Annotated in this window: 20 protein-coding genes; 4 read left to right on the forward strand and 16 right to left on the reverse strand. The window is 74.5% G+C overall.

Annotation, left to right across the window (positions count from 1 at the left end):
• The first annotated feature begins 453 nt into the window (after nt 1-453).
• Nucleotides 454-1,449: a serine/threonine-protein kinase gene (locus AW27_RS29745; protein ID WP_037928928.1), complete on the forward strand. Its 996-nt coding sequence runs from the start codon at nt 454-456 to the stop codon at nt 1,447-1,449.
• Between the two features lie 73 nt (nt 1,450-1,522).
• Here AW27_RS29745 and AW27_RS29750 read toward each other — a convergent pair whose 3' ends face one another.
• Nucleotides 1,523-3,964, reverse strand: coding sequence for a SpoIIE family protein phosphatase (locus AW27_RS29750; protein WP_037928927.1), 2,442 nt, complete (start codon nt 3,962-3,964; stop codon nt 1,523-1,525).
• Nucleotides 3,965-4,334: 370 nt separating this feature from the next.
• On the opposite strand from AW27_RS29750, the gene AW27_RS29755 reads away from it, so the two are divergent.
• Nucleotides 4,335-4,580, forward strand: a complete 246-nt coding sequence (locus tag AW27_RS29755) for a hypothetical protein (RefSeq protein WP_037928924.1) — start codon at nt 4,335-4,337, stop codon at nt 4,578-4,580.
• A 60-nt stretch (nt 4,581-4,640) separates the two neighbouring features.
• On the opposite strand, the gene AW27_RS29760 is transcribed toward AW27_RS29755, so the two are convergent.
• A complete protein-coding gene (locus AW27_RS29760; RefSeq protein ID WP_037928921.1) occupies nt 4,641-5,861 on the reverse strand; it encodes an NAD(P)/FAD-dependent oxidoreductase in 1,221 nt (406 codons plus the stop codon).
• 136 nt (nt 5,862-5,997) lie between these two features.
• The gene (locus AW27_RS29765; protein WP_037928919.1) at nt 5,998-7,083 is read right to left on the reverse strand and encodes a helix-turn-helix domain-containing protein; all 1,086 of its coding nucleotides are present in this window, start codon (nt 7,081-7,083) and stop codon (nt 5,998-6,000) included.
• A 100-nt stretch (nt 7,084-7,183) separates the two neighbouring features.
• Here AW27_RS29765 and AW27_RS29770 point away from each other — a divergent pair, with 100 nt between their 5' ends.
• Complete coding sequence (locus tag AW27_RS29770; RefSeq protein WP_037929391.1) at nt 7,184-8,401, forward strand: MFS transporter; 1,218 nt, start codon at nt 7,184-7,186, stop codon at nt 8,399-8,401.
• Nucleotides 8,402-8,615: 214 nt separating this feature from the next.
• Here the strand turns inward: AW27_RS29770 and AW27_RS29775 are convergent, their stop codons facing one another.
• From AW27_RS29775 to AW27_RS29795, 5 genes are all read right to left on the reverse strand, one after another.
• Nucleotides 8,616-9,353, reverse strand: a complete 738-nt coding sequence (locus AW27_RS29775) for a VOC family protein (RefSeq protein WP_037928916.1) — start codon at nt 9,351-9,353, stop codon at nt 8,616-8,618.
• Nucleotides 9,354-10,050: 697 nt separating this feature from the next.
• Nucleotides 10,051-11,226, reverse strand: coding sequence for a galactokinase (gene galK / locus AW27_RS29780; RefSeq protein ID WP_078557058.1), 1,176 nt, complete (start codon nt 11,224-11,226; stop codon nt 10,051-10,053).
• A complete protein-coding gene (gene galT, locus AW27_RS29785; RefSeq protein ID WP_037928912.1) occupies nt 11,223-12,251 on the reverse strand; it encodes a galactose-1-phosphate uridylyltransferase in 1,029 nt (342 codons plus the stop codon). Before galT ends, galK begins: the two co-directional genes overlap by 4 nt.
• A gap of 130 nt (nt 12,252-12,381) precedes the next feature.
• Nucleotides 12,382-13,155 (reverse strand): NPP1 family protein, encoded by a 774-nt coding sequence (locus tag AW27_RS29790; protein WP_037928909.1) that lies wholly within the window; start codon nt 13,153-13,155, stop codon nt 12,382-12,384.
• A 571-nt stretch (nt 13,156-13,726) separates the two neighbouring features.
• Nucleotides 13,727-14,611 carry an SDR family NAD(P)-dependent oxidoreductase gene (locus tag AW27_RS29795; RefSeq protein ID WP_052031300.1) on the reverse strand — a complete coding sequence of 295 codons (885 nt, stop codon included), beginning with the start codon at nt 14,609-14,611 and terminating at the stop codon, nt 13,727-13,729.
• An 87-nt stretch (nt 14,612-14,698) separates the two neighbouring features.
• Here AW27_RS29795 and AW27_RS29800 point away from each other — a divergent pair, with 87 nt between their 5' ends.
• A complete protein-coding gene (locus AW27_RS29800; protein WP_037928904.1) occupies nt 14,699-15,169 on the forward strand; it encodes a MarR family winged helix-turn-helix transcriptional regulator in 471 nt (156 codons plus the stop codon).
• Between the two features lie 7 nt (nt 15,170-15,176).
• Here the strand turns inward: AW27_RS29800 and AW27_RS29805 are convergent, their stop codons facing one another.
• From AW27_RS29805 to AW27_RS29840, 8 genes are all read right to left on the reverse strand, one after another.
• On the reverse strand, nt 15,177-16,589 hold the full coding sequence (locus AW27_RS29805) for a HAMP domain-containing sensor histidine kinase (protein ID WP_037928901.1): 1,413 nt from the start codon (nt 16,587-16,589) through the stop codon (nt 15,177-15,179).
• Nucleotides 16,586-17,302, reverse strand: a complete 717-nt coding sequence (locus AW27_RS29810) for a response regulator transcription factor (protein WP_037928898.1) — start codon at nt 17,300-17,302, stop codon at nt 16,586-16,588. The genes AW27_RS29805 and AW27_RS29810 overlap by 4 nt, the downstream gene beginning before the upstream one ends.
• Before the next feature lie 32 nt (nt 17,303-17,334).
• A complete protein-coding gene (locus AW27_RS29815) occupies nt 17,335-17,895 on the reverse strand; it encodes an HPP family protein (RefSeq protein ID WP_037928894.1) in 561 nt (186 codons plus the stop codon).
• A gap of 153 nt (nt 17,896-18,048) precedes the next feature.
• Complete coding sequence (locus AW27_RS29820) at nt 18,049-18,624, reverse strand: hypothetical protein (RefSeq protein ID WP_157840318.1); 576 nt, start codon at nt 18,622-18,624, stop codon at nt 18,049-18,051.
• A 258-nt stretch (nt 18,625-18,882) separates the two neighbouring features.
• Nucleotides 18,883-19,497: a TlpA family protein disulfide reductase gene (locus AW27_RS29825; protein WP_063890657.1), complete on the reverse strand. Its 615-nt coding sequence runs from the start codon at nt 19,495-19,497 to the stop codon at nt 18,883-18,885.
• A complete protein-coding gene (locus tag AW27_RS29830; RefSeq protein ID WP_157840317.1) occupies nt 19,494-20,270 on the reverse strand; it encodes a thioredoxin family protein in 777 nt (258 codons plus the stop codon). Before AW27_RS29830 ends, AW27_RS29825 begins: the two co-directional genes overlap by 4 nt.
• A 296-nt stretch (nt 20,271-20,566) precedes the next feature.
• Complete coding sequence (locus tag AW27_RS29835; RefSeq protein WP_236647840.1) at nt 20,567-21,124, reverse strand: hypothetical protein; 558 nt, start codon at nt 21,122-21,124, stop codon at nt 20,567-20,569.
• 194 nt (nt 21,125-21,318) lie between these two features.
• Complete coding sequence (locus AW27_RS29840; RefSeq protein ID WP_037928884.1) at nt 21,319-22,203, reverse strand: CAP domain-containing protein; 885 nt, start codon at nt 22,201-22,203, stop codon at nt 21,319-21,321.
• Nucleotides 22,204-22,367: the final 164 nt, after the last annotated feature.

Genomic DNA, 22,367 nt, shown 5'->3' on the forward strand with positions numbered 1-22,367 from the left:
GTCCGAGGGGCCGCCACCGGCAGCAGCCGGTGGGAACGACAGGATCCGGGCCGGGGTACGGGGGAGCACCCCCGCCCGGATCCGTCGGGTCAGTTCAGGTATCCCGGGCCGCGCTGCGTCCTGCGGGCCTCCGTGTTCTGGGGCTTGAGTACGCTCACCCGGTTCACCTCCTAGAAAGGTCGAATGCGCGGGACGCGCGGCTGGAGTAGGACTGGCGCCGGCCGATCGGCACCCCCGACTCAACGCCATCCGCGCCACCCGCGCATGGGCGCCGGACCCGCATATTCCCCGCCCGCACCACCCAGCGACCGGCCGCTCCGGCATCGCGTGAATGGTGGTGGTCCATGCCCTTCCGTCATGACCCATGGCGTGGTAAACGAGGCGCCTTCGGTTTCCCGCCGGGCGTCCGGTGGGACCACTGACTAGAATTCCTGCTGAGGAAGGGGGCGCCTGATGGGCGCGGACCTGAGCCAGTACACCGGCCGGCCCTCCGGGCTGGTCGGGCAGCAGATCGCCGGATACAAGATCGAGCGCATGATCGGCCGGGGTGGCATGGCCGTCGTCTACTGCGCCAGGGACCTGCGGCTGGACCGCACGGTCGCGATCAAGCTGATCGCCCCGGAGCGGGCGCGGGACGACACCTTCCGGCGCCGCTTCACCCACGAGTCGAGGGTGGCCGCGTCGATCGAGCACCCGCACATCGTGCCGATCTTCGAGGCCGGCGAGACCGACGGCGTCCTCTACATCGCCATGCGCTTCGTGCCCGGCCTGGACCTGCGGGGGCTGCTCGACCGGGAGGGTCCGCTGCCCGTCCCGACCGCCCTGCGGATCGCCGCCCAGGTGGCGTCCGCCCTGGACGCCGCCCACGACCACGAACTGGTGCACCGGGACGTCAAACCCGGCAACATCCTGGTCGCGGCGGGGCCCGACCGGGACCATCCGGAGCACATCTACCTCACCGACTTCGGCCTGACGAAGAAGTCCCTGTCGCTGAGCGGGTTCACCACGGCGGGGGAGTTCGTCGGCACGCTCGACTACATGGCGCCCGAGCAGATCGCCGGCCGGCCGGTGGACGGCAGGTGCGACCTCTACAGCCTGGCCTGCGTCGTCTACGAGACCCTGGCCGGCGGGCCGCCCTTCGTCCGCGAGGAGGACGCGGCCCTGCTGTGGGCGCACCAGTACGACGCCCCGCCGCCCCTGACCGAGCGGCGGCCCGACATCGCACCCGCCGCAGACGAGGTCTTCGCCAGGGCCCTGGCGAAGATTCCCGAGGACCGGTACGGCTCCTGCCTGGAGTTCGTGGCGGCCCTGCGGGCCGCCACCGAGCACGGCCCCCGCACCGAGCAGCGGCCCCGGCGCGGCCAGGAGCGGACGGCGCCGCCTCCGGACCCCCCGGAGTGGGCGCTGCCCGTCTTCCGCGTCCCGCCCGGACCGCATGGACCGCAGTAGGGCTGTCCGGCGGATCGGGATCGGGTGGGCCCGTCACCCACGGCCCCCAGAAGCCCCGGAAGCCCCAGAAGCTTCAGAAACCGAGGAGCGACTGCTCGGCCCAGATCGTCTTGCCGACGGCCGCGTGCCGGGTGCCCCAGCGCTGGGCGAGCTGCGCCACCAGCAGCAGACCGCGCCCGCCCTCGTCGAAGGTGCGGGCCCGCCGCATGTGCGGGGCGGTGCTGCTCGCGTCGGAGACCTCGCAGATCAGCGTGTCCTTCTCGTGGATCAGCCGTAGCTGGATGGGCGGCTCGCCGTACCGGATGGCATTGGTGACCAGCTCGCTGACCAGGAGCTCGGTGACGAACGAGGCATCCTCCAGCCCCCACGCGGTCAGCTGGTCGGTGGTCCGCCGACGGGCCCGGGAGACGTCGGAGGGATCGGAGGCCAGGTCCCACACCACGACCTTGTCGGCGTGCAGGGCCCGGGTCCGTGCGACGAGCAGGGCCACGTCGTCGTCGGGGCGGTGTGTCAGCAGGGCCGTCAGAACCCGGTCGCAGACCGTGTCCAGGGTGGAGGCGGGCTGGGCGAGCGCGGCGAACATGGTGTCCAGTGCCTCGTCGAGGTCCCGCTCGCGGGGCTGGAGCAGCCCGTCGGTGTAGAGGGTCAGCACGCTGCCTTCGGGAAGGTCGACGTCCAGTGTCTCGAAGGGCAGGCCGCCCAGGCCCAGCGGTGGACCGGCCGGGACGTCGAGGAGGTACACGGAACCCTCCGGGGAGACCACCGCCGGCGGCGGGTGCCCGGCCCGGGCCAGCGTGCAGTGCCGGGTCACCGGGTCGTAGACCACGTACAGGCAGGTCGTGCCGATGCCCCCGGCGCTCTCGTCGACGGCCTCCCGGCCGCCCTCGTCCGCGGACAGATGGATGATCAGGTCGTCGAGGTGGGTGAGCAACTCGTCCGGCGGCAGATCCACGTCGGCCAGCGTGCGCACCGCGGTGCGCAACCGGCCCATCGTCGCGGAGGCACGGATGCCGTGGCCGACGACATCGCCCACGACGAGGGCCACCCGGGCGCCGGACAGCGGGATCACGTCGAACCAGTCGCCGCCCACGCCCGCCTCGGTACCGGCCGGCAGATAGCGGGAGGCCGTCTCCAGCGCCGGGTGGTCGGGCAGCGCCTGGGGGAGCAGGCTGCGCTGCAGCGTCATGGTGCTGGTGTGCTCCCGGGCGGACCGGTGGGCGGTGTGGATGCTCGCCGCCGCCCGGCCCGCGAGATCCTCGGCCAGTGACAGGTCCTGTGGCAGGAAAGGACCCCGGCCGCGGCGGCGGCCGAACACGGCGACGCCGAGGCCGACGCCGCCGGCGTGCATCGGCACCACCATCACCGAGTGGGCCCCGTGCGCGCCGAGCCAGGCCGCCGCGGGGTCCTGCGCCATCCACTGGGCGACCGCCGGGGCCGTCGTCGCGTAGACGGCCCCGCGGCCCGAGGCCAGGCATTGGGCGGGCGGCGACAGCGGCGGGTGGACAGCCGTCTCGCCGACCGCCACGCGCCCCTCGGAACTCCCCTCGACGGCCGAGCGCACGGCCGTACGGCACACGGTGACCGGACCCTGCTGCGGGCCGGAGGTCTGGCCGTCCCCCCGCGGCAGGGGATCGAGCAGGTCGACGACCGCGAAGTCGGCGAGCCGGGGCACGGCCACGTCCGCGAGCTCCTGCGCGGTGCGGGTGCTGTCCCCGCTGGTCCCGATGCGCGCGCCGGCGGCGTCCGGCAGGAACATCTGCTGCGTCTCGACCTCGGCCCCGGTCCGGTCGTGCGCGGCGAGGCACACGGCGCGCACCCGGCCGCCCGGATCCCGCAGCGGTGCCACCGAGGTCGCCCAGCCGTGCTCCGCGCTGACGCCCGTGGTGCGCACGAACGCCTCCATGTGCTGCGGCTCCCCGGTCTCCAGAGCCAGACGCATCCTGCGCTCGGTCTCCTCGCTCACCGGGTCCGGGGCGATCTCCGGCAGGCGCAGCCCGGCCATCTCGGACTCCGTGAGGGACAGCGTGCGCTCCATGCCCGCGTTCGCCCGCACCAGTCGCAGGTCGGCGTCGAAGACCGCCAGAAAGCAGGGGGACTGGGAGAACGACCACGCGTGCAGCGGATCACCCCACGAGGAGCCGTCACCGTCCCGCCGGCCCTCCACCGCGGAGACCACGTACCACTGGGTGGCGCCGCCGGTGGAGGTCCGGCGGTGCGCGAGCAGCCCCTGTTCCAGGCGGCCGCCGTCCCGGTGCCGCAGGGCCACCGTGCCACTCCACCGCTCCTGCTCGGCCGGGATCCGGCGGGCCGCGTCGCCGACGGGATCGGCCAGCAGGAACGCGGCGGACCGCCCCACCACCTCGGCGGACGCGTAACCGAGCAGCCGGGCGGCACCTTCGCCCCACTCGGTGACGACGCCCTGCTCGTCGACGGCGGCCGCCGCCGTGTACGCGGGCCCCCGGGCGGCACCGGTCCGCCGCGGGCGCTCACCGGGGGAGGTGGGAAGTTGCTCCATCGCCGCTCATCTCGCCCTCGCTCGATCCGTCGCTGCCGTCCCACGGGACCTGCACGGCCAGGGGCCCCACTGACAAGCATCATCCGGCGGGCCAGGGAGCACCAACGCAAGGCTGCCGGGCGGGCCGCCCGGCCCGGCCGGCCCGCGCGAGACGGCCCCGAGGCTGACGGTTCCGGCCTTCCGGCAGGTGTCAGAGGCCGGGAGAGGGGCCCCGATCCGGTGCGGCGGGCAGGGTAACGAGACCGGATCCGAGCGTCAAGCCACGTCTTTGCGTGCCGTGACTGCGATCCGCGCGCCGGGTGTATTGGACGTACGCCTTCACGGGACCACCCGAAGGCCTCTGCATCGGACGGAGAAACGGAGAAACGTCGTGTCCGAGTATTCCTGGATCCGTGGTGTCGTGCTGGCCGCGGTTTCCGTGGCGCTGATCGGAAGCGGAATCGGCCTGCTGGCGACCTCGCTGGCCGACCCCGCCGCCGTCCCGCGTCCGGCCGTCCTGTTGCTGCCGCAGGACGGCGCGGGCGCCGTGCACACGGGCTATTCCACCGTGACCGTGAAGAAACCGGGGCCCGAGGAACGGCTCACGGCGGACCGGGAGGCCCGGCCCGGAAGGTGAGCGCCCCGATCGGCCCGCCACGGGTGTGCGGCGCGCCGCCCCGAGCCCGGGACCGGGCAGTCACCGGACCGGTTGCGTCGGCCGCGGGGCGCCCGTGCCGGTGGATCGGGCGGGACCGGCCGCGAGGAGCTCCTGGCGGCCGGTCCCGCCCGAGACGCGGTGGAGGCGGTACGAGCCGGGCTCGCGCGCCTCGCCGGCCAGGTGCTTGACGATGCCCCGGCAGACGAACTCCTTCAGCTTCGCACCGGGGCGGCCGGCGACGTGGAACGGGACGGCGACATCGTTCCGGCGGGCGAACTGGAAGATTCCCGCGCGGCGCCCAAGGCTGATGCACTGACCCGCGAACACCGCGTTCAGGGGTGCGGGCCGCTCGCCCGCGATCCGGCTGAGCACCGTGTCGGCCGCCCGCGCGCCCAGCGGTATCGCGGCCTGGCAGCTCATCCGCAGGGGCAGGTCCGAGGGGGCCGCCGAGTCGCCGGCCGCGACGATGCGGTCGTCGTCCACGCTGGTCAGCGTCTCGTCCGTGAGGAGCCGGCCCACCGCGTCGGTGCTCAGCCCGCTGCGTACGGCCAGGTCCGGCACACCGAAGCCGGCCGTCCAGACGGTGACGTCGCTGGGCAGTTCGCGGCCGTCGGCCAGACGTATGCGGTCGCGGGTCACGGCCGTCACCCTGCCGCCGGGCCCTTCGACGACGCCGACGCCGAGCGCGGCCAGCCGCCGGGCGACCGAGCGGCGGCCCCGGGCATACAGGTACGGGCCCAGTACGCCGCCGCAGACCAGGGTCACCTTCCGTCCCTGCTCGGCCAGTTCGGCGGCGGTCTCGATTCCGCTCGGCCCCGCCCCGACCACCGTCACCGCCGCCGTAGCGGGCGCCGCCGTGAGGACCGGCCGCAGCCGCCGCGCCTCCTCCAGGGTGCTGACCGGGTAGGAGAACTCCGCGGCCCCCGGCACCCCCGGGTCGGCGCTGCCGCTGCCCACGGCGTAGACCAGGTAGTCGTAGGCGGCCGTGCCGCCGGAGGCCAGTGTCAGACGGCGCGCGGCCGCGTCGATGCCCGTCACGCTGTCGACCAGCAGGCGGACGTCCGGGCCCAGTACGTCCGCGTACTGCACGACCGCGTCGTCGGAGCCGCCGGCCAGCTGGTGCAGGCGGATCCGCTCGACGAAGGCCGGACGCGGGTTGACCAGCGTCACGCTCACGCCGGTGCGCTGCGTCAGGCGGTTGGCGGCCATGACGCCCGCGTATCCGCCGCCGATCACGACGACTGCGGTGTTCTCGGTCATGGTGGGCTCCCCGTTCTCTCGGTTGTCGGCTTCCGGACACAGGACACCGGTGGCCCGTCCGCTGTGACAGGCAGGGCCGCGTGACCTGCGCCACGCCTTCCGCGCCACCGCCGGCGCCCGCTCGCCCCGCTGCGGCTCAGCGCAGCACGGCCGCCAGGAGATCGGCGCCCAGCGACGTCAGGTCGGGCAGGCTGAGGGTGTAGCGGACGTAGCGACCGCGCCGCCGGGCCGTGAGCAGGCCGGCCCGGCGCAGGACGGCGAGGTGCCGGGACACCTCCGGCGGCGAGAGCTCCCAGGCGTGGGCCAGTTCGCGGGTGGTGTGCGGGCCGCGGGCGAGGGTGCGCAGCAGCCGCAGCCGTACCGGATGCGAGAGCGCCTCCAGCCGGAGGGAGACCGTCTCCAGCGACACCGGCTCCGGGGGTTCCGGCTCCGCCACCGGGTACTGCACCACCGGCTGCCAGCCGGGCGCGTGCACCACCGCCAGGTGCGGCCCGCCGAAGACGCTGGGTATGAAGGTGACCGCGCGGCCGTGGGCGGAGGTCGCCTTGTCGGGCAGCTTGTCCAGGACGATGCAGTCGCCGTCCGGAGCCAGCGAGACCGCGCCGGAGACCGCCGCGAGCGCCGCTTCCACGCCCTGTCGCCTGAGCAGGTCGTTCTTCACCCGCAGGTCGGTGGCGAGCCGTACCGCGACGTCCGCCCAGGCGGCGTCGAAGAAGACCTCGGCGCACTGTTCGAGGGTGTCGCGCAGGCTCGCCCGTACGGTGGCCGGGTCCGCGAGCAGCCGTGCCGCGAAGGCCTCCTGCCGTACGCCGCGGGCCTGAGCCAGGTCCAGGGCGCGCTCCCGCGCCGTCCGGTCGTTCAGCGGTGAAGGCGCCCCGAAGCGGACCCGGTTGTTGCCGCACGTGGTGACGAGGGCCGCTGTCACGTACCTCTCGTCGTCGATCAGGTCCACGTCGTCCAGCTCCTGGGCGAGGGTCGGCCGGGGGCGGGCAGGGAGCAGGAAGTCGGCTTGTGAGGAACGCCAGAGGAAGTCCGCCTCGCGCAGCCGCTCGGAAAGCTCCGCCGGCATCCCGGCCCGTACCTCCCCGGCCAGGCCGGCGAGCTGCGGATGGTGCCCCGGCTCGGTCAGCACGTGCAGCATCGCGGTCAGCTCGGCCAGCGGGGAGGCGGCGAACCGCAGCCGTTCGGACGGCAGGCCGCCGATATCGATCCTCAAGGTCACCGGCCCAAGCATCGCCGATCGCACGGGCGGTCGCGCCACCGGGTTGACGATGTACGTCAACCCGCGCGGCCGGGGTGCCGGCCGAACGCAGGGTGAGGCCATGGAACCCATCACCAAGATCCGCCCCCGTGCCCTGGTCCGGGCCTCCGGAGGCCCCCGTTACGCCGTCGCCCTGGTCGTGGACGCGCTCGGTACCGGCATGCTGCGGCCGTTCCTGTTGCTGTACGGGGTGATGGTGCTGCGGCTGTCCGGTCCGGCGACCGGTGTCGCCATGACGGCCGGCATCGTCGTCGGCCTGGCGTGCATGCCCGCCGTGGGCCGATGGCTGGACCGGGGCGCCCGCAGTACGGTCGTGGCGGCGGCGATGCTGGTGCGGGCGCTGGGCGTGGCGCTGCTGCTGGCCACCGCGGCCGGGCAGGTCTGGCTGTTCGCGGTGGCGGCGCTCCTCCTCGGCGTCGGCAACCAGGCATGGCCGGCCGCCCATGCGGCGCTGGTCGCCACGGTCGCCCGCGGTCGGGAGCGCGACACCGCTCTTGCGGCGGGCCGTGCCCTGCGCAACGCGGGCCTGGGCGTGGGCGCGCTCCTCGCCGCGGCGTGCCTGACGGGCGGTGCGACGGCCCTCCGGACGATGGCGGCCGCCACCGGGATCGCCTACCTCACCGCGGCCGCCCTGGCCTGGTCGGTCCGCCTGTCTGCACGTCCGGCCGCCGCACCGGCCGATGGCGCGGCGGAGGGCCAGGCGCCCCGGATGGGCGGGCTGGCGGCCGCGAACGTGGTCTACGTCTTCTGCCTCAACGTCCCCGAGATCGCGGTCCCCCTGGTGCTGGTGACCCAACTGCACGCCTCCCCGGTGTGGTCGGCGGCCGTCTTCGTGGCCAACACGGTGCTCGTGGTCACCCTTCAGGTACCGGTCACCGTGTGGATGTCCCGGTTTCCCCGGCGGACCGTGCTGGCCCTCGCCGGCGTGGTGCTCGCCGTCTCCTACCTCGGGTTCCTCGCGGCCGCCTCGTTGGGCGGCGGCTGGGGCGCCCCGGCCGTCGCCGCGGTGTCCGTCGTCTGCACCCTCGGCGAGATCATCTACGCCGGCAGTGCCACCGCGCTGGTCACCGCGCTCGCCCCGGCACACGCCCTCGGGCGCGTCCTCGCCCGCTTCGAGCTCTCCACGGGCTTCGGCCTCGCCGTCTCCCCGGCGGTCATCACCGCTCTCGCGCCCCGCGGCCCCGCCGCCCTCTGGGGCAGCCTCGCCGGTGCCACCCTGCTCGCGGCCTCGGCGGTCGCCGCGGGGAAGGACCGCGCCGGACACCTCGGCCGGAGCTGACGGCCCGCCGCGACAGCGCGCGCCCGGCCCGTTCCCCCGGCCCGTTCCCCCGGCCCGTTCCCCCGGCCCGTTCCCCCGGGCCGTTCCCCCGGTCCGGGCGGTCGGGACGGACGGGCCGCGCCCCGCGCCGCCGGTGGAGAACCCGACCGCGCGGGCCGGTCCGGACGGGCCCCGGTCGCCGCCCACCCCCTGCCCGCTCCTCACGGGCGCTTGCTCAGCCCGGGGTGAGGACGCAGAACTCGTTGCCCTCCGGATCGGCCATCACGGTCCAGGAGATCGCGGACTGGTCGATACCGGGATCGGTGGCGCCCAGGGCGCGCAGCCGGGCCTCCTCCGTCCGCATGTCGTCACCGCGGTACGGCCGCACGTCGAGGTGGACGCGGTTCCACACGGTCTTGGGGTCACGGTTACGGACGAACTCCAGGTAGGGGCCGACGCCTTGGGCGGATCGCAGGGTCGCCTGGCCGTCGGTGACCTCGTGCACCGTCCAGTCCATCGCCTCGCCCCAGAAGCGGGCCATCGCCCGCGGATCGGCGCAGTCCACCACCACCGCGGCGATCGGCCCGGTGTCCCGGTAGATCGGCCGGGGCTCCAGGACGCAGAACTCGTTGCCCTCCGGATCTGCCATCACGGTCCAGGGGACGTCTCCCTGACCCACGTCGGCGGGCTTCGCCCCCAAGTCCTTGAGGCGCGCGACGAGTTCCGCCTGATGGGCGGCCGAGGTGGTGGCCAGATCGAGGTGCACCCGGTTCTTCACCGTCTTGGGTTCCGGGCGGGCGATGAGGTCGATGCAGACGGCCGAGGGATGGGGATAGGTGAAACCCACGGGTTCGAGATTGGTCACGCCGGGGCCCTCGCTGTCCATGCCCCAGCCGAGCGCCTCCGCCCAGAACCGCCCCAGCGCGGAGTCGTCGTGGGCCTTCATGTTGATCTGCACGAGTCGTGTGGCCATGCCCCGATCCTAAAACCCCGTCACCCGGCACCAAGGGTCGGCGACGGCCGGCCCGGGGCGCCGGATGAGGACACGCGCACCGCTCGCGGACCATCGGCGCGGGCCGACCGACAGTCGCACGACAAGGACCGGCGCTGGGGCGGCAAGAAGGAGAAGAGAGTCCTGCGCAGCGACGTGGTCACCAACCTGAGCGCACGCTCATTCCCGCCCTGACCCGACGTGGACGCGGCACCGTGAAGGTCTTCGCCTACGGGCTCCGTGACAGCGTCACGGATGAGGCCGCCGAACCGGCCGCCAAGCTCGCCGCCGCACACGACGTGGTCAACGCCCGGGTCGTACGCCCCCTCGGCCCCGAGAGCGCACGCCCGCGCGGCACCCGCATCCCGCTGAAGGACTTCACCGCCGGGTCATGTTCCGACCCGGCAGTCCGGTCCGCCCCGTCACCGACTGGCCGGCAGTCCTGCAGGAGACCTTCGCTCCGTTCGCCGAGGCCATGGCGGGCGATGGCCTGGCCTTCCTCCACGCGCAGATGCAGGTCGGCCGGTGCGGCCCGGTCCTCGCCGCCGCCGTCGAGGACCGCATCATGGGGGCCGGGGCCGAGATGCGGCACCGGCTCCCTTCGCCCGGGGCGGAGTCTTCACCGGCCCCCGGGCGGCGGGCCGGCACCCGGCGGCAGCCGTGCCGTCGACCGCGCGGGTCAGCCGACGCGGCGGGCCCCCGCCGACGGCACGGCCTCCAGCACGTCCGGCGGCGCGAAGCCGGCGGCCGCGAAGGCGGCCGCCACCGCCCGGGCCACCGGTCCGGCGGCCGCGACCGGGACCAGCGCGATCACGGAGCCGCCGAAGCCGCCACCGGTCATCCGGGCGCCCAGGGCGCCCGCGGCGACGGCGGCCTCCACTGCCAGGTCGATCTCGGGGCAGGAAACCCGGTAGTCGTCCCGCAGGGAGGCGTGTCCGGCGCTCAGCAGCGGCCCCAGCGCCTCCGGCCGACCGGCCGTCAGCAGGTCGACCGCCCGCCCGACCCGGGCGTTCTCGGTGACGACGTGCCGGACCAGCGGCGCGAGCGCGCCGGGCAGTCGCGCGAGCGCGCCCGGCAGATCCGTCTCGGAGAGGTCCCGCAGGGCGGGCACGCCCAGCACTTCCGCCGCGCGTTCGCACCCCGCGCGTAGCGCCGCGTACGCCCCGTCGGCGAGGTCGTGCGCGACCCGAGTGTCGAGCACCAGCAGCCGCAGGCCGTGCCCGGTGAGGTCGAAGGGGACCTGCCGGACGGCCAGGCTGCGGCTGTCGAGGTGCAGCGCGCTGCCCTCCGTGCAGCAGACCGAGGCCATCTGGTCCATGACCCCGCAGGGCACACCGGCGAAGGCGTTCTCGGCGTACTGCGCCACACGCGCCAGCTCGGGCCCTGACAGCCGCAGCGCGTACAGGTCGTCGTACGCGACGGCGACCGCACATGCGAGGGCCGCGGAGGACGAAAGGCCGGCGCCCCTCGGCACGGTGCTGTCCAGGTGCACGTCGGCGCCGCCCGCCGGCAGGCCCCGCTCCCGCAGCGCCCCTACCACCCCGGCGGCGTACCGGGCCCAGCCGCCGACGGTGCCGGGCGAGAGGTCCGCCACCGTCAGCTCCGTGATCCGGCCGTCGCCCTGGGCGCTGTGCAGGCGCAGCAGTCCGTCCTGGCGGCGGCGGGCCGCCAGCACCGCGGTGTGCGGCAGCGCCATCGGGAGCGCGAAGCCGTCGTTGTAGTCGGTGTGCTCGCCGATGAGGTTGACGCGGCCCGGGGCGGCCCAGACCCCGTCGGGGGCGCGGCCGTGGATCCGCTCGAACTCCCGCCGCACAGGGTCGATGCGTGCCGCCGTGACGGTCGCGCTCGCGGTCACACGACCTCCCGCAGCCGTCGGGCCGCCGCCTCCGGCGCCACGTCGTTCATGAAGGCCTCCATGCCGGCCTCGGTCCCTGCGGTGTACTTGAGCCTGTCGGCGGTCCGCCGGACGGTGAACAGCTCCAGGTGCAGGGCGAGTTCCCCACCCCCGATGACCGGCGCCTGGTGCCAGGCCGCGATGTAGGGGGTGGGAGCGGCCAGCCCGAAGAGCCGGTCGAAGCGGCGCAGCAGGTCCAGGTACAGGACGGGGAACTCGGCGCGCTCCGCCTCGGTGAGCCGGGTCAGATCGGGGACCCTGCGGTGCGGGTGGAGGTGGACCTCGTAGGGCCAGCGCGCGGCGTACGGGACGAAGGCCGTCCAGTGCTCCCCGGCGAGGACCACGCGATCGGTGGCCGCGCGGGCCTCCGCGAGGATGTCCTCGAAGAGGTTGCGCCCGGTGCGGGCGCGGTGCGCGGAGGCGGCGGCGAGGTGCTTGGCGGTGCGCGGCGTGGTGGTGGAGAAGGCGTAGATCTGACCGTGCGGGTGGGCCAGCGTCACGCCGATCTCCGCACCACGGTTCTCGAAGCAGTACACCTGCCGTACGCCGGGGCGGGCGGACAGCTCGGCGGTGCGGTCGATCCAGGCGTCCAGCACCAGCCGGGCCCGCCGCGGCGTGAGATCGGCGAAGCCGGCGCCGTGCTCGGGGGTGAAGCACACCACCTCGCACCGGCCGGCCTCGCCGGCGAGGGATGGGAAGCGGTTCTCGAAGACGGCCACCTCGTAGTCGGCTGCCGGGATCTCGCTCTGCCGGCCGTCCCGGGAGGGGCAGAGCGGGCAGGCGTCCGCCGGGGGGTGGTAGGTGCGGGACTGCCGGTGGGCGGCGATGGTCACCCAGTCGCCGGTGGCCGGGTCCCGGCGCAGCTCGGGGGTGCTCTCGACCCGGTCCGGGGGACGCGGGTCCGCGGCGCCGCGGTCCCGGCCGGGCTCGCTGTCGTAGTAGATGAGCTCGCGGCCGTCCGCGAGCTCGGTGACGGTCCTGTGCACGTGCACGTCCTCGCCTGTCTCGTCAGGGGGGTGACGGCCGGGGCCGACGCGCCCCCGATCATACGGCGGCACGGCACGGGCGGGGTGGGCGGGACGTGCGGGGTGGGCGGGACGTGCGGCGCGGGTCGGCTCACGGCTCCTGGTACGGGTCGAAGGGGATCCCCGCAGGCTTGGCCTTCGCGAGGTGGGACGCGAAGGATCCGTCCTTCAGGCCGAAGTGCGCGCTGCCGAAGTCGGCCTGACTGAGGGTGTCCCGGAGCGTCCCGGGGTAGCCCGACCAGCCGACGAGCGTGGGGTACTGCCAGGTGCCGCGGTGGTTCTCCGGCGGTTCGTCGTTGGAGTTCGCGGCGCGGAAGCAGTGCGTGCCGATACCGTCCTTGTGGTAGACGATCTTGGGGTGGGTGCCGGTCCATCGGATCCGGTCGCGCGAGTGGACCACGAAGTCGCCGTGCTCGGAGGTGGCGACGTACTGTGCCTCACCGCCCTGGATCCACACCGCCACGTGCTCCCAGTCGTGGCGGTGGCCCCCGAGGCTGATGAAGGGGATCGCCTGGTCCTTCTCGAAGTACAGCGCGTAGAGCACGGCGCACCAGCCGTTGTTGCACTTCCAGCGCGAGTAGCCGTTGGTGTTGGCGAGGTCCGAGGCGTCCCGGCAGTTGCCGTTGAGGGCCCCGGTGGGCTTGAGCCCGCCGTTCAGGATCCCGGTCGGGCCTATCGCGGGTGTCGGGTAGCAGCCGTCGGTGTCGTAGTCGTAGGCGGGCTGGAAGGTCGTCTCGATCGCCTCGGCCTGGCCGGGCAGCGCCGGGGGCGGAGCCGCGAAGGCCGCCTGGGGGACGCCGACGACGAGCGCGAGGGCGGCGCCGACGACGACGAGGGATCTCCGGATGCGACGGTTGGTCCGCACAACAGGCCTCCTGGCCGGTCGGGTTCGAGGGCGGCGGACCGGTGGGGCCACCGTCCACCGGCACGCCCGGAGCATCATTCGCGAACCAGGGCTCCGCGGCAAGGGTGCGCGCAGCCTGCAACGGCTGGGTGGGTTACTCGAACTGGCCGTCACACCAGGAGAGTTGATGACATGTCAGGAATGCCGCCACCGGGTTCCGGTGCGGGAGGGGGCGCGGGACGCGGCTTCCGCGCACGCGACGGATCCGCCCCGGTGAGCCGGGGCGGTTCGGGGCGGGGCGGGGGCGGGCTGGGGGGCGGACCGGCCGGCGTCACACGGTCACGGGCCGACCGTGTTCATGAGGATGATGGCCGCGAGGTTCAGGAGGATGACGGTGACGACGACGCCGACCGCGATCCAGGCCCTGCGTGATGCGTCCATGCCTGCGGTCACCTCTCGACGGGGGCGCGCCGCGGTGCGGCGGTCCGCGAGGCCGGCTGGCGGACCCGGCCCCTTCCCATGCTGACCCCGCCGCGCGCGGAGCGCCTGTCGGCCGTGCCGTCCCGGTCCCGCCGGGTCCGGCGCGGCACGGTCAGCCCACCCAGGTCCCCGTCATGCCCAGCACGGCCGAACCGTCCCGGTCCACCAGCTTGGTCCCGGTGAAGTCGCGGGCCCACTGCGAGGTCTGGATGCGGAAGGCGGGGCGGTCGGCGGTCAGCGCCTCCATGACGGCCTCGGCCGCTTCGGCCGGTGTCTGGGCGGCACCCTCCGCGAACTGGCTCACCGTGCGGTCGATGTAGGTGTGCAGTGCGTCGGCGTACGGGCCGGCCTCGGCGACGGCGGCGGCGAGGTCCAGTCCGATGTTGGCGACGAATTCGGTCGCCACCGCTCCCGGCTCGATGACGGACACGGTCACGCCGAGGGTGCGCGCGACGGGCGCCAGGCTCTCCATGTACCCCTCCACCGCGAACTTCGCCGCACAGTAGGCCTCGTTGAAGGGCTGGCCGACGACTCCGCCGACGCTCGTGACGGTGATCAGGCGTCCCCCGGTGGCCCGGAGGTGGGGGAGTGCCGCCTTGGAGACGTTCAGTACGCCGAAGAAGTTGACCTCCATGACCGCGCGGACGTCGGCCACGGATTCCAGCTCCAGTGTGCCGAGGTGTCCGGCGCCGGCGTTGTTGACCACGGCGTCCAGGCGGCCGTAGTCGGCGATCACACCGTCCACGGCGGCCGTGACGGACTCCTCGTCGACGACGTCGAGGCGGCGGATGTCGATCTCCACGCCGGCCTCGGCGGCGGCCTTGCGCAGCGCGCCGGCCCGCCCCGGGTCGCGCAGCGTGGCCACCGTGCGCCAGCCGGCGCGGGCGGCGGCGACGGCCGCGGCCAGCCCGATGCCGGAGGAGGTGCCGGTGATCAGGACGGTGCGGAGCGAAGCGTCCGCGGCCGTCGCACCGTCGGGGGTGGGGAGGGTGGGCATGGTGCACCTCTGGAGTCTCGGGTATATGTGCGTGCACACACACTTTAAAGTTATGTGCGTGCGCACGCAACCTCTAGACTGTGCGACATGCCGAAGAAGCTCACAGAAGCCGAGATGCCGGCGGCCGATTACGCCTTCTACGGGCTGGTCTGGGCCGGGGCGACGATGACGGACCGCGTGGACAAGGCCCTGGTCAAGGCACACGACCTGCCCGTGTCCTGGTTCGAGGTCATGCTGTGGCTGGCATCCAGCCCCGAGCCGGTGCCCGCCTCCGTCCTGGGGAACAGCACCCTGCTCAGCCGTAGCCAGGTCTCCCGGGTCGTGGACGCCCTGCAGAGCCGCGGCCTGGTGGCGCGGACGCCGTCCGTCCGCGACGCGCGCTCCGTGGAGGTCTCCCTCACGCCGGCCGGCCGTGCCCTCTTCGCGGCGGCCGACGCCACCCGGCGCGAGGCCCTGGCGCCGGGTTTCACGGATCTCCTCGACCCGCAGGACCTGGAAGCCCTCGGTACGGTGTGGCGCAAGCTCAAGGCCGCCGCCAAGGCTGCGCAGGCCGAGTAGCCGCCGCTCAGCGGCCCCGGACCGGCCGGCGGCGGGACGTGCGCGGCCTGCGCAGCCTCCGCCCGGACGGGGCCGACGGGGCGAGCGCGAACGTCACGGTGATGCGGGCGCCGCCCAGCGGGCCGCGGGCGATGCGCATGGAGCCGCCCGTCGCGGTCGCCGCCCGCTGAGCGATGTCGAGGCCCAGTCCGGTGGACCCGGTGCTGCTCCCGCGGGACAGCGCCCGGTCCGGTTCGGGGATTCCGGGGCCGCCGTCCTCCACGACCAGCTCCACGGCCTGGGCGGTGCGCACGACCTGGACACCGAACGGCGTCCCGGGTGCGGTGTGTCGGAAGACGTTCCCGATCAGCGCGTCCACCACAGCGGCGATGTCGTCGTCGGAGAGGCTCACGGCCGTCGGCTCCGAGGTCAGGTCGAGAGCGCAGGACCGGTTCTGCTGCTCCGCCAGGACCGTCCAGAACGCGGTGCGGCGGCGTACGACGTCGGACGCCTCGCAGCGCGGACCGGAGGACCCGGCCGCGGACCGGCCCGCGTCCGGGTCCGCGGCCGGGTCCGTGCCGAGCAGGCCCTGGCCCATGGGGCCCACGGCGAGGGGGGTGCGCGCCGCGGCGATGATGGCCTGGAGCTCCGTTTCCAGCTCGCCGACCGCCGCCTCGACCCTGGCCGACTCCGGAGTGCCGGCCATCCGCTCCGACGCGAGGTGCAGGGCCGTCAGGGGCGTACGAAGCCGGTGCGACAGGTCGGCGACGAGCTCGCGTTCCACGGCGAGCAGCTCGGTCATCCGGTGGGCCATCGCGTTGAAGGCGATGCCCGCGTCGCGCAGTTCCCTGGGCCCCATGGGGTCCACACGGGTGTCCAGGTCGCCCCGGCCGAGCGCGTGGGACGCCTGCGCCAGCTGCTTCGAGGACTGGACCACCTTCGCGCCGAGACGGTCGGCGACCACGACGGAACCACCGACCAGGCCCACCGCGAGGAACACCATGACCGCCCACGATTCCTTGACCCCGCGGGTGAGTTCCGCCTCGGGGACGAAGTTCTCGATGACGGCGACCTGCTCGCCGGGCAGCACCACCGGCTGGAGGCAGATCCAGCCGTCGGGGATCTCCTGGGAGATGGACTCGCGCCCCTGCTGGGCCCGTTTGAGCAGCGCCGGCGGGGCCTTGGAGGTGCCGAGGGGGCCGGACCGGGGCAGGTGCACCACCAAGTGGTCGGCCGCGTCCAGGCTCGCCGCGGACTCGCGCAGCGCGTCCGGGTCCGTGGTCAGCGTCAGGACGGGTGCCAGGGCGGCCGCGCGCTGCTCGGCGGCGTTGACACCCTGCTCCTTGACCAACGACATCACCAGCGCGGCCAGCGGTATGAGGAAGGAGAGGGCGACCATGGAGGTCACGGCGAGGGCCACTCCGGCCAGCGAGCGCCTCACCTCGGGGCCACCAGCTTGATGCCGACGCCGCGGACGGTCAGCAGGTAGCGCGGGGCCGCTGCCCGCTCGCCGAGCTTGCGGCGCAGGGACGACAGGTGGACGTCGACGGTCTGGTCGTCCACGTACGGCTCCCGCCACACTTCGGTCAGCAGGCGGCGCTTGGAGACGACCTGCCCCGAGTGGTGGGCGAGGAAGGCCAGGAGGTCGAACTCGCGGCGGGTGAGCCGCAGCTCCCGCCCTGCCAGGTACGCGGTCCGCGCGGCCGGGTCCACCGCCAGCTCGCCCACGACGGTGGCCCGCAGTGGTTCGGCCGCCGCGGCCGGTGCGCCCGCGCCGCCGACGGGCGGGGCGTGGCTGGTGCGGCGCAGGACCGCGGACAGGCGCGCGACGAGCTGGCCCCCCGAGAAGGGCTTGACCAGGTAGTCGTCCGCACCCGCGTTGAGGATCTTGATGATTTCCGACTCGTCGTCACGGGCGGTCGCCACCAAGACTGGTACGGAGGATATGCCCCGGATCATCCGCAGCGCGTCTCCTCCGTCCAGATCGGGCAGCCCCAGGTCGAGCACCACGGCGTCGACCGGCGTCTGGGTGACCTCGCGCAGGGCGCCGAACCCGTCCGCGGCGCTGCGCACGGCGTATCCGTGCTCCGCCAGGACCTCGATCAGTGACTGGCGGATGCTGGGGTCGTCTTCCACGACCAGGACGCTCGGCATGCGGGACACCTTAGGGGTCGGCGTGCCGGGGCTCACCACCAGTACTGCGGGTAGCGGGGTCCGGTGCGGCGGGCGCGCGAGAGGGCGACGCCCGCGAGGACGACGAGCAGCGCCGCCCCGGCCAGCAGCGGTACGAAGGTGCGCGGGTCGGGCGTCCCCAGGACGATGACGACGGCGGTCGCGCAGGCTGGCGAGTGCGGGGTCCGGGCCACGGTCATCACGGCGAGGGCGAGCCCCGCCGCGAGGGCGGCCACCCAGGGCGAGCTGCCGAAGGCGGCGAGTCCCGCGTATCCGACGGCCGCACAGAGCAGGTGGCCGGCGATCACACTGCGGGGCTGGGCCAGCGGCAGACCGGGCGCGCTGTGCACGATCGCCGCGGACGCGGCCAGCGGAGGGATGAGGACGGGCTCGTGGAGGGCGGCGCCGATGGCCACCAGGAGCAGCATCACGGCGGTGGCGCCGCTCACGCCGTGCAGGACGCTGCCCGGCGCCGCAGCCGGGGCGCGTCCGGCGAGGTGCGGCAGAATCCGGCCGCGTGGGTTCGTGGACGGGCGCGGCCGCGCCCGCTCGGGGGCGGTCTGGTCGGTGCTCAAGGGCGATGGCGTCTTCGCGGGAGGGCCGGCGGACGCGCCTCCGTCCGGCGGTGAACGGCAGGGGCGGCGGACGCGGCCGCGAACACCCCAGGATCATACGAAGCCGCCCGAACCGGGCGCCCACCGGGTCCGCTCCCCGCCGGAGACCCGCCGTCAGGGAAGCTCGAACACCGGGCCCTCACCGGTGACGCGCAGCCGCACGGGGCGGTCGGACACCGGGATGGTGCAGCCTTCCCGCGTGCTGCAGCTCGCGTAGCCGACCAGTACCGTCGCGTCTCCGTGCCCGTCGGCGCGGACGGGCAGCGCCGTGGTGACGGGGCCGTCCGGGTAGACGGGGACCCGGGCGTCGACACCGGGCACGCTGATGGACCGTACCCCGGCGGCCGCCGTCAGGCGGCCGTTCGCCTTCAGGGCTCCGGTGACCGCCACCGCGGTCGGCCGGCCGACCCCCTCGACGCCGGCTTCCGGCAGTTCGGTGCTGTAGAGGTGGAAGCCCTTCTTCTCCGGCGTGAACACTGCGGTGAGGGTGCCCTCTGAGCCCTTCCAGTCCGACACCGACAGCGTGACGGTGACGCCGTTCTCGGAGAAGCGCGTCGTGGGGGCGGCGACGGTGGGAGGGGCGGCGCCGGTCACGTGCTGCCCGCCGCAGGCCGAGAGCGCGGCCAGGGAGAGGAGAGCAGCCGCGGCGCGGACCGTGCGGGAGTACCCCGCCTGCATGGAAACGTTCATCTGTGCCTCTGTGTCGCGTGTCGTGCACGGGTCCGGTTCGTACGGGTCGGGGCCCCCGGGGCAGTGGTGCTCGCCCGGTCCGCAGGCGCCCGGCGCCCGGCGTCCGACGCCGGGCCGGCGCGGCTGGGACGGGCGTGCCCCTGACCCGACACTACGCGGCCGTCGGCAGGGCCCCCGTGGACGAGGACCGCCGTGAACCCCGGGGCAGACGGCGGCGCGCCGGTCGCCGTCCGGCGCGGGCGCCCGCCGCGCCCGCCGTCACGGCTCCTCGGCCAGGAGGCGGGTGAGCAGGGGCCGCAGCTGCTCGTCGGTGACGGCGCCCCCGAGGGCGGCGGCGACGCGTCCGCGCCGGTCGATCACCAGGACCGAGGGGATGGCGTGAGGGTCGACCAGGGAGGGCGGGAACCGAAGCAGGAGGTCGCCGTCGGGGTCGTGGAAGCTGGGGAACGTCAGGCCGTGGGCGCGTACGAAGGACCGGGCCGCCGCCCGGTCCGGGTCCCGGGTGTTGATCCCGAGGAACCGGACTCCGTCGGCCCGGGTCTGCCGGCTGAGCCGTTCCAGGTCGTCCGCCTCCGCGCGGCAGGGGGCGCACCGGGAGCCCCAGGCGTTCAAGACGACGACCTGCCCCCGGAAGTCACCGAGCGCGACCCGCCTGCCGTCCAGGTCCGCACCGGCGAGGGCGGGCGCGTCCGGCCGGATGCCGGGAGCCATGACCTTCGCCCCGGCCGCGGCGCCGACCGTGCCCGGCTGTCCGGCAGGGAGTCCCGCGGCGGGGCGGTCGTCCGTCCAGAGGCCGGCGGCGGCCAGGGCGGCCGCCACGGCGAGGCCGGTGACGGCCGGGGCGACGGGTGACGTGCGTCCCGGTCGTCTCATGAAGCCCACTTGCGCAGGAAGGCGTTGATGCCCTCCGAGGTCAGTGACGGGTTGCCCGTGACGTGGGTGTCGGTGCGCACCGTGCCGGACGGCGAGACGACGACCAGGACCGGCAGGGTGTAGGTGCCGCCCGAGGGGCTGTACGTGCGCAGCAGCGCCGAGTTGGCCGGGCTGTTGCCGCCGATGTCCACCTTGACCAGGTGGTACGAGGAGCCGAGGATCCCGGCGGTCTGCGACTGGGCGAACACCTTGTCCGCGGCCTTGCAGTTGCCGCACCAGTTCGCACCGAAGTCGAGCAGGACCATCCGCCCGTCGGCCCTGGCCGCACGCAGGGCCGCGTCGATCTGCTTCTGCGCGTCGGCGGAGCTGTCGTAGCCGGGGCCGGGCACCTTGGCCGGGGCCGGTGCGGCGGACGTGCGGACCGGCGCGGGGGCACCGCCGCGGGCCGACGCGGAACCGGACGGTGTCCGGGAGGGGGCCGCCGAGGCGGAGGGCGACGCGGACGCGGACGGCGAGGCCGACGCCGTCGGGGAAGCCTCGGAGGAGGCCGTCGCGGACGGCGATTCGGTGGGGAAGGGCTGCGCGGACCGGTCGGCCGTCGCGGCTGCGGCGGTGGAGCCGACGGGCTCGGAGGACGGTCCGCAGGCCGAGGCCAGGCCTGCCGCGACGACGGCCGCGACGACCAGCGGCAGCCGTCTTCCCCGGAGTGCGGCGGACCGGGGCGATGTCGTTCGGCGGTCGGCGCGGACGGGTCGGAGCATGCGAGAACTCATGACGAAGACACCCCAGGGCACGTTCGGACTGCGGGATGGGCGAAGCGCCCACGGGCTCGGCGGAGCCGGCGGCCCGAGGGTGCGCCGGGGCGCCCTGCCCCGGCACCGAGGGCCGCTCGGCTGACGCGAGCATAGGACCGTTCGGGACCTGCGCAACCGCCTCGGCGCGATCATGAGCTTGCCCTAAGGAAGAGCTCACCTTCCGCTTCGCCGGAACCACCTCAAGGGCGGACAGAAGGTGTTGACCCGGCGAACGCGGCACGGGCGGCCAAGGGGGGAGGAAGGGCGGGCGGAGCTCAGAAGGACGATTCGCGGACGCTGGCCTTCGCGCTGGGATCGATCGTCGCCGTGACGACCGACTTGTGGTCGGAGCTGGTGAAGGTGACCGTGAGGGTGCTGTCCGAGGTCTGTGAGGTGGTGGTCCTGAAGCCGCGGCCGGGGACCGCTGAGATCAGGCACACGCCCCGGCTGCCGTACCGCACCGTCACCTTGCCGCCCTGTGTGGGGACGGTGTACAGGCCGGCCCCGCCCTCCGCACAGTCGACCTTCCTCGGGGCGGGGGTCTTGGGCGCACCCGACGTGGCCTTGACGGGCGTGGGGGCGGCCGTCGTGGGGGAGGGGCTCTGCGACGCCGTGGGGGAGGGGCCGGCCGACGCGGTCGGCGACGGCGTGCTCGGGGACGGGCTCCCCGCCTGCCATGCGGGAGGCGTGTCGATGACCGTCGGGGCGGACCGTGCGACCGGGGGCGTATGCCGGGTCGTACCGACCACGAACTGGACCGTCGCGAGCACGGCGGTCACGCTGGCGGCCGTGCAGGACAGCCATATGAGCAGGTAGCGCGAAGTTCGGGGCACGGCCCCATAGTGTCCGACGGCCCGGCCGGTCCGTCACCGGCTCCCCCGAAACCGCCCCAGCCCGCGGGCCGGCCCCGGGGCGGGCGCGGACGCCGACGTCCCCCCACCCGCATACGGGTGGGGGGACGTGGCTGTGGGGGGTGGGTGGGGGCGGTGTGTGGGGGGTGCCCCGCAGGCTTCTCGGGTGGGGCCGACTACCTCGGGGCGCCGAAGTTCTGGGTCCACCACGGGCCCCCGTCGCCCTTGTGGACACCTATGCCGATCTCCTTGAAGGCGCAGTTGAGGATGTTGGCCCGGTGGCCGGAGCTGTTCATCCACGCCTTCATGACGGCGTTCGCGTCGGCCTGCCCGCGGGCTATGTTCTCGCCCAGGTTGGACCACCGGTAGCCGGCGGCCTCCACCCGGCTGGTCATGGTGGACCCGTCCGGACCGGTGTGTGACATGACGCCAGCGCGGGCCATGGTGTCGCTGTACCCCCGGGCGGCGGCGCTCAGCTGGGAGTTGACGGTCACGGCGCCGCATCCGGCCGCCGCCCGCTCCTTGTTGACCAGGGCGAGCACGGCGGACTCGGCGTCCGTGTTGACGGTGCCGCCGCCCCCGCCGGTGCTGCCCCCGCCACCGGAGCCGCCCGTGCTGCCGCTCCCGCCGGTGCTGCCGCCCCCGCCGCCCGTGCTGCCGGAGCCGCCACCCGTCGTGGTGGCCGGCTTGCGTGCGGGCTTGGCGGCGGGGGAGGGCTCGGTCGTGGCCGGGGTGCTGCTCTCCGCCGTAGCCGGCTCCGTGGGCGTCGCGGACGCCGAGGCCGAGGCGTCGGGCGTCGGCGACGCGTCGGCGCTCGTCGTGGTCGGGGCGTCGGCGGTGGGCGAGGCGGCGTCGGGCGAGGGGGTCGCCGTCCCGGAGGACGAGCCGGCGGCGTCGGCGCGCCGGTCGGTACGCGCGTCATCGCCGGAGTCGGCCACCGCGACCCCCACCGCCACCACCGCGGCGGCCGTGGTGACGGACAGCACGATGCGCGTGCGCACCGTCTTCTTCCGCCGGGCCTCGACGCGGGTCGACGTTTGGGGAGTTCGGCTGCGGCTCATGCCGGTAACACCTCGCAAGAGAAGAGGAGGAGGGGGGTCCGCCCGAGCCTAGGCCGGTGACCAGCGAAAAGGACCCCCAGAAGGGGTTCTTCACGTTCCCTTAAGGAAGCCCGCAGGATCAGCGCAGGGATGAGCCGGGCAATCGTCCCAACTCGGCCCGGCCC

The sequence above is a fragment of the Streptomyces sp. PCS3-D2 genome (assembly GCF_000612545.2).
GTDB lineage: Bacteria > Actinomycetota > Actinomycetes > Streptomycetales > Streptomycetaceae > Streptomyces.

Excerpts from the sequence above, each read along its gene's own strand:
- AW27_RS29745 (WP_037928928.1), top strand. The coding sequence starts at position 454 with ATGGGCGCGGACCTGAGCCAGTACACCGGCCGGCCCTCCGGGCTGGTC.
- AW27_RS29750 (WP_037928927.1), bottom strand. The coding sequence starts at position 3,964 with ATGGAGCAACTTCCCACCTCCCCCGGTGAGCGCCCGCGGCGGACCGGT.
- AW27_RS29760 (WP_037928921.1), bottom strand. The coding sequence starts at position 5,861 with ATGACCGAGAACACCGCAGTCGTCGTGATCGGCGGCGGATACGCGGGC.
- AW27_RS29770 (WP_037929391.1), top strand. The coding sequence starts at position 7,184 with ATGGAACCCATCACCAAGATCCGCCCCCGTGCCCTGGTCCGGGCCTCC.
- AW27_RS29775 (WP_037928916.1), bottom strand. The coding sequence starts at position 9,353 with ATGGCCACACGACTCGTGCAGATCAACATGAAGGCCCACGACGACTCC.
- AW27_RS29795 (WP_052031300.1), bottom strand. The coding sequence starts at position 14,611 with ATGCCCACCCTCCCCACCCCCGACGGTGCGACGGCCGCGGACGCTTCG.
- AW27_RS29800 (WP_037928904.1), top strand. The coding sequence starts at position 14,699 with ATGCCGAAGAAGCTCACAGAAGCCGAGATGCCGGCGGCCGATTACGCC.
- AW27_RS29810 (WP_037928898.1), bottom strand. The coding sequence starts at position 17,302 with ATGCCGAGCGTCCTGGTCGTGGAAGACGACCCCAGCATCCGCCAGTCA.
- AW27_RS29820 (WP_157840318.1), bottom strand. The coding sequence starts at position 18,624 with ATGAACGTTTCCATGCAGGCGGGGTACTCCCGCACGGTCCGCGCCGCG.
- AW27_RS29825 (WP_063890657.1), bottom strand. The coding sequence starts at position 19,497 with ATGAGACGACCGGGACGCACGTCACCCGTCGCCCCGGCCGTCACCGGC.
- AW27_RS29830 (WP_157840317.1), bottom strand. The coding sequence starts at position 20,270 with ATGAGTTCTCGCATGCTCCGACCCGTCCGCGCCGACCGCCGAACGACA.
- AW27_RS29840 (WP_037928884.1), bottom strand. The coding sequence starts at position 22,203 with ATGAGCCGCAGCCGAACTCCCCAAACGTCGACCCGCGTCGAGGCCCGG.